This is a genomic window from Terriglobus sp. YAF25 (genome assembly GCF_052113305.1).
Classification (GTDB): Bacteria; Acidobacteriota; Terriglobia; order Terriglobales; family Acidobacteriaceae; genus Terriglobus.
Window position 1 is genome coordinate 1 of record NZ_JBFRCY010000442.1, and the last position, 6,363, is coordinate 6,363.

Below are 6,363 nucleotides of genomic sequence, written 5' to 3' on the forward strand. Positions count from 1 at the left end.
GGCCTTACACCGGAGCAGGAGCTTATCCGTCTCGACAATATCGCGCTGGTGCAGGATGCCTTAGCGCAGCTCTCGCCTCTGCTGCGCGAGGCGTTGTTGCTCTGCGATCTGGAAGAACTCTCCTACAAGGAGATTGCCGGCATCCTCGATATCCCTACTGGCACCGTGATGTCGCGTCTCTCGCGTGCCCGGCAGGCAGTGCGCAAAATTCTTCAGCCGCGATTTGGAGGTTCTCGATGAGCGACGATCATCTCACCCCCGCGACCATCGCCGCGCTTGTCGATCATGAGCTTGCGGCACAGGAGATCGCAGCCACACAGCAACATCTTGCTGCGTGCCACGCCTGCGCGCTCGCTGTTCTCTCCGCCACACAGCTCAAGGCCGCAACGGCGCGTGCAGCGCAACGCTATACGCTCTCGCCGGAGATGCGAGCCCGCCTCGTAGCTACGACGCGAGGGCGCACGTCTGTCGCTCGCACGATTCCCATGCGGATGTATACCTGGGCCGCGCTCGCAGCGCTGATTCTGCTTACCGTCTCGGTGCTGCAGTGGCGCGGGCTTCGGTCCACTCCATCGCCCATCGTCGCCGAGCTGTTTGATCAGCACCTGGCTGTCCTGCCGGAGAGCTCTGCCCCACAGGTTCTGTCTTCAGACAGACACACCGTGAAACCCTGGTTCCAGGGCAAACTGCCTTATTCCTTCAATCTTCCGGAGCCGGTAAATCTGCCCGCGGAGACGGTGCTTCAGGGCGCGGATCTCACCTACATCGGTGGCCAGCCCGCCGCACAACTCCTGTTCTCCACCTGTAAATCGCCGTTTTTAAGCCCTTCGGTACCTAAAAAGCGACAAAAACCGAGAAAACACGGAAAAAACCTGTGGAAACTGAAGTTTGGGCCTTGACTTTCGTTCGCCAAAGCCTCAGTGTGAGTTGCGGTAGGTTCTTTCCACCCGCGTAAACATGGGCGATTTAGCGATTGCTAAAAGGTGCGTGGGACCGGGCAAGCATCCTGACAACCAGACTTCTGTCGAACGCACTAAGGAGATACACACAATGGCAAAGGGACTGACCAAGACCGCCCTCATCCGCACGCTGGCCGAGAAGCTTGAGTTGACGAACAAGCAGGTTGGCGCTTTCTTTGACCTCCTGTCCGAGACCGCGGTCAAGGAGACCAAGAAGAATGGCGAGTTCACGATTCCCGGAATCGGCAAGCTGGTGAAGGCAGAGCGCAAGGCTCGCCTGGGCCGCAACCCCCAGACCGGCGAGACCATCAAGATCAAGGCCAAGACCGTGGTTAAGTTCCGCGTCGCTAAGGCCGCTAAGGACGTTATCGCTCCGTCCAAGAAGTAGTTTTGGCAACTCGCCCTTCGGCTGGCAGTCCAATTCCTTGCAGCCGACGTGCATGCCACGACTGGGAACGCGGACCAACGTTCTTCGCGGAGAGGAGAACGCCGCGCAAACGGGCGGGAGAGCACCGGAGGCGGGACCTAACAGAAACACGAAGGCCAGGACGAAAGTCCTGGCCTTCGCCTTTTAAAGGCAGTTGCTGGTTCCTGGTTGCTAGTTGTGAGCCGCCCACGCCCTCGTTGCCCCATTCTTTGCGAAGCAAAGGGTGGGGTATCGCGCTATGCGCGACCGCTTTTGTCTTTCAAAGAAAGCTCACTTTACAGCGTGGCGAACGAAACTCAATGTTGCTCGGAAGATCATTTCATCCCAAGAGGAGAGACGGTCTCGCTCCGCTCGATACCCCACGCTAAGCGCCATCGAACAAGTTCGCCGGGGACCCCACCCTTCGCGATAAAGCTGCGAAGAATGGGGCAGCGAGAGTCTCGCCTCACACAACTAGGAACCAGCAACTTGTTCCACAAATTCCAGAAACGCCCTCGTCCTCTGCGGCAGATGCTTCCTCGATGGGTACAGCGCAAACAATGGGAATCTCTCCTCCGGCCAATCCGGAAATAGTTCTACCACTCTCCCCGAACGCAGATGCTTCTCCATCCCCAACTCCAGCACCTGCGCGATTCCATATCCCGAAAGACACGCCGCGTGCATGGTCACTACGTCATTCACCATCAGGCGTCCGCGTGTCTCGATGCTGATCTGCCGCCGTCCCCGTTGGAAGATCCATTCAAACGGTTGTCCACTCTCCGGATCGCGATAGTCGATCAGCACATGTCCTTCGCGTAGATCCTCCGGACTCTTCGGGCGCCCATGACGTTTCAGATAAACCGGAGAGGCGACCGTCAGGACACGTGTCTCCAGCAGTCTGCGGGCAATCATGCTCGACTCTGGAGGATCGCCGAAGCGGATGGCGAGGTCGTATCCCTCGCCCGCCAGGTCTCTTGCCCGCGCGCCGGTATCCAGCTCCAGTGTCAGCCGCGGATATCGTTCCAGAAACTCTCGCAGCCGCGGACCCAGCAGTAACTGCGTAAACAACGCGTCAGCGTTGACCCGCAACCTTCCGGAGATTTCCGAACCATCACTCTGGATCGATGCGGCTGCTTCTTCCAGGCCCGCCAGCAGCGGAAGAATCTGCTCGTGCAGCCGACGGCCTTCTGCTGTGAGAGTCACAGCTCGGCTGGTGCGCTCCAGCAAGCGGGCCCCGACCCGTTGTTCCAGGCGCGAGATGGCGCGGCTTACACCCGACTGCGAGATGCCCAGCACTTTTCCGGCTGCAGCGAAGCTCCGGCTGCGCACCACTGCAGCCAGTACCCCCATCCCGTTCAATGTCCGTTCATCGAAGTTCATCGGATGCATGACAGTATGTCATGTCTTCCATGCACAAATATCACGATCATTTCCGGACAGGGCCGCGTCCTATCTGCAGATCGATTACAGGAGGAGACAGCAATGATTGCAATCATGGGAGTGACAGGACAGGTAGGCGGAGCAATCGCCCGCAAGCTATTAGGCGAGGGCAAAAAGGTACGCGTGGTGGTTCGCAGCGCTGACAAAGGTGAAACGTGGAAACGCGCCGGGGCGGAGGTCGCTATCGCATCCACGGACGATACCGCAGCACTTACGCGTGCATTCGCCGATACTGAAGCTGTCTTCGTGATGCTTCCACCAGTCTTCGATCCAGCGCCCGGATATCCCGAGTCCACCGCCGCCACTACATCGGTCCGCGATGCTTTAGAGGCTGCGAAGCCTGGCAGGGTCGTCGCACTTTCGACCATTGGTGGACAGGTCGATCGCGATAACCTGCTCGTCCAGCTTCACCATTGGGAACAGGCGTTGCGCGCCCTCAACCTCCGTGTTGTCTTCCTGCGCCCCACCTGGTTCATCGAGAACACTCGGTGGCTTCTTGCGGACGCCCGCGAGAAGGGTGACTTCGCCTCGCACTTGCAGCCTCTCGACAAGCCTGTGGCCATGGTCGCCGTCGACGATATCGCTGCGACTGCGTCTGACCTGATTACCGGGAAGGACAGCACAACCGGCATCGTTGAACTCACCGGTCCTCAGGACGTGACACCCGCAGAGATCGCATCCACCCTCGGTCGTATCTTTGACCGCGAGGTCCACGCTCAGGCGATTCCCCGCGAGAGATGGGAAGCCGAGTTCCGCGCCGCAGGCATGCAGCATCCCGAGCCTCGCATGAGCATGCTCGACGGCTTCAACGAAGGTTGGATCCGCTTCGAAGCCACACCTCGCCGCGGCACCACGACGCTCGAGAGTGCTCTACGTCGACTCACTAGCCGCTCAACAAGCGAAGCCTAAAGCGCCAATATCCTCGTTGCGCCATTCTTTCGCGCAGCGAAAGGGTGGGGTCCCCGGCGAACTTGTTCGTTGGGGTTTAGCGTGGGGTATCGCGCTACGCGCGACCGCATTTATGCAAAGGCCGAGTATTCCTCTCAACTCCGCTTCAGTCTTAACGCTTCAACTTTTAACTTTCAACTTTTAACTCTCCCTAAACTGTCGTCTCGCAAACATAACCCGGGTTACAGTGGTACGACCCCCGATGACTCGTCCCATTGCAGCTCTCGCTCTCTCTGCCTTTGCCTGCGCACTCACAGCGCAACAGCCGACGGCGAGCTCCGTTGACGTCCTCATCAAACCCGGCCATACCTTCGGAAGCGCGGTAGCGCACATCGATGGCAAGCCCAAGCCGCAGCTCGTCACCCGGCGCGCTACGCATGCCTGGCTGGCCGAGCAGGCGCATTCGGTCATCGTCATCGCTCCTCCCGAGAAGGGACGTCCGCAGCCCCAGCTCCGCATCTTCGATCTCGATTCCGGCGAACGCCATACCCTCGGCGACCTTCCCCTCGACAGTCCCGAGTTCCTCGAAGTGCAGAACGGCGATGAGCCCTCCATCTTCCTGCTCAAAGGCAGCCAGAACGGACAACCAGCGGTCTACGTGGCGGACACCACCGCGATTCACACGCGCCTGATCGGCGCAACACGCCCCACTCTCACCAACGATGTCCTTCGTTATATTCCCGCGGGCAGCAGCACGGCCAACACTTCACCGGACATATCGTGAAGGTACGTGGCGTGCACTACGGCTTCGGTCACGAGTCTGCCGCCGTCACCCTGCACTTCGAGCAGGCAGAGGTTCCCAACGGCCCCACACTTCCCGTCGATGTGCGTGTCGTGCAGGTGGAGAATGCACGCGAGACCGTGGACGCTGCCGGAACCATCAAAGGTCAGCGCGCCACCGCCACTCTGGGTCACTCTGCTGAGGGCCAGATCACCGGTCTTGCGCAGGTCGATCCCATCGCCTACGTCGCTCTCACCGCCGACTCCATCGCTGTCCTCGGCTTTGCTGAGAGTGAGATTCTCTACCCCGCCGGCACCGAGATGATCGGCGCGCTCAACCTGCCGCTGCTTGCTACGACGACTTACCCGCGCACCACCGCGCGCGAGGTCACCTCCCTCCAGGCAGAGCTCTCACCGTTCCTGCAGGCGCTTCCCTTCCGCACCACCACCCAGGTCGGCGATCATCCGTCGGATCTCACCAGCATCGTCTTTCTCGGTTCGCCTGAGGCTCTCAGGCGCGCCTTCGTTGCATCCGGTTGGGTGACGACTGACTCACTGACCGCCGCTTCAACCTTCTCCACGCTGCGCAGCATCAGCGGCACCCAGACCTACAACGAAGCTCCCATGTCGACGCTGCTGCTCGACCATCAGGAGCCCATCACCACGCTCACCAAGACCACCAACACCTTCAATGCGCGGCATCACCTGCGCGTCTTCGCCACCGGTAAGACCTTCGATGGAAAGACGGTGCTCACAGCCTCGACAACGCAGGACACGGGTATCGCCTTCTCGCGTAAGAAGCGCACTTTCATCCACGTCATCGATCAGTACATCGACAATGAACGCGAGAAGGTGGTCAATGACCTGATCTTCACTCGCTGCGTCGATGCGCTGCAGATGGTGCCCCGGCCCTGGGTTCCGCGCGATGCCTACAACTCCACCGGCGATCGTCTTCGTACCGACGGCGATGTTGCCGTGCTTCGCCTGAACGATTGCAACGCTCCGGTCATCACCACACCGACACCGGCTCCGCGGCCGAACAAGTTCGAGCGCAGTGTGCGCAACACCGTGCTCACCCTACGCRGCCAGCTCTATCGCAGCAATCTCATCTATCAGGGCATCGACTATAGCCGCAAAGGGTTCACTCTCTTCTCGGAACACGATGCTCCCGCGAACCTCGGAAGCTGGTATCGCACTGAGGCCTCCGACGCCGGCGACGAAGAAAGCTCTGACAATATCGGACGTCCGCAGAGCCACCCGGCAAAGCGGGTGATGGAGCGCGATACCACGCTTGCCCGTAACCGCTGGGCTCCGCCGAAGTACGAGATCGCATTCCACGGAGGTTATACCCGGTTCCGGCACGAGGCTCTGGAAGCCGACATCGTTCTTCTGGTTCCCGGCAAGGATACCGATCCGCTCTATATTGCAGGTCTCTTCGATGAAGTTGGCGACGGCTGGACCGCAGGCTTTTCCGTCACGGTGAATACCTGGAAGTGGGTCTCGAATGAGTTCAGCTACTTCCGCCAGCAGGGCAAATACCGTCTTGGCGCCTTCGCTATCACCATCCCCGCAGGGGACACGCCGATCAGTGATTCTGACTTCAACCAGGCCGCCGCAACCGTCGGACTGACGACCCGCCAGTTCGAGTACAACTCGCTGGTGCACTTCCGCCCGCCCAGCTCACGCTGGCGTCCTTACGTCGCTGCCGGTCCTGTGCTGCAGTTGATCGCACTTGGGGATGCCCCGTTGAAGCGGCCCTCGTCGTATTACACGCTTGGACTCAAGAACCTCGGACTCTTCAAAGCTGCCTTCGACTTCGGCAACACACCCCCACTCGACGGCGGAGGCATCTTCCAGCCCGGACTCCAATACGGCGCCGGCATCAAATAC

At 60.0% G+C, this 6,363-nt stretch carries 7 protein-coding genes; 6 read left to right on the forward strand and 1 reads right to left on the reverse strand.

Translation table 11 applies throughout. From position 1 onward, the window contains the following. From AB4043_RS17490 to AB4043_RS17500, 3 genes are all read left to right on the forward strand, one after another. A partial coding sequence (locus tag AB4043_RS17490) for a sigma-70 family RNA polymerase sigma factor (RefSeq protein ID WP_442307641.1) occupies positions 1-240 on the forward strand: 240 nt, incomplete at its 5' end. Continuing rightward, complete coding sequence (locus AB4043_RS17495) at positions 237-899, forward strand: anti-sigma factor (RefSeq protein WP_442307642.1); 663 nt, start codon at positions 237-239, stop codon at positions 897-899. The genes AB4043_RS17490 and AB4043_RS17495, both read left to right, overlap by 4 nt. Positions 900-1,050: 151 nt before the next feature. Beyond that, the gene (locus AB4043_RS17500) at positions 1,051-1,347 is read left to right on the forward strand and encodes an HU family DNA-binding protein (RefSeq protein WP_147646174.1); all 297 of its coding nucleotides are present in this window, start codon (positions 1,051-1,053) and stop codon (positions 1,345-1,347) included. A 492-nt stretch (positions 1,348-1,839) separates the two neighbouring features. Here the strand turns inward: AB4043_RS17500 and AB4043_RS17505 are convergent, their stop codons facing one another. Then, the gene (locus tag AB4043_RS17505) at positions 1,840-2,754 is read right to left on the reverse strand and encodes a LysR family transcriptional regulator (RefSeq protein ID WP_442302510.1); all 915 of its coding nucleotides are present in this window, start codon (positions 2,752-2,754) and stop codon (positions 1,840-1,842) included. A 93-nt stretch (positions 2,755-2,847) separates the two neighbouring features. Between AB4043_RS17505 and AB4043_RS17510 the strand changes: the two genes are divergently transcribed. The 3 genes from AB4043_RS17510 to AB4043_RS17520 all read left to right on the forward strand — a co-directional run. After that, entirely contained in the window at positions 2,848-3,714 is an 867-nt protein-coding gene (locus AB4043_RS17510) for an NmrA family NAD(P)-binding protein (RefSeq protein ID WP_442302511.1), read from the forward strand. A gap of 241 nt (positions 3,715-3,955) precedes the next feature. Then, complete coding sequence (locus AB4043_RS17515; protein WP_442307643.1) at positions 3,956-4,477, forward strand: hypothetical protein; 522 nt, start codon at positions 3,956-3,958, stop codon at positions 4,475-4,477. Further along, a partial coding sequence (locus AB4043_RS17520) for an LssY C-terminal domain-containing protein (RefSeq protein ID WP_442307644.1) occupies positions 4,474-6,363 on the forward strand: 1,890 nt, incomplete at its 3' end. The genes AB4043_RS17515 and AB4043_RS17520, both read left to right, overlap by 4 nt.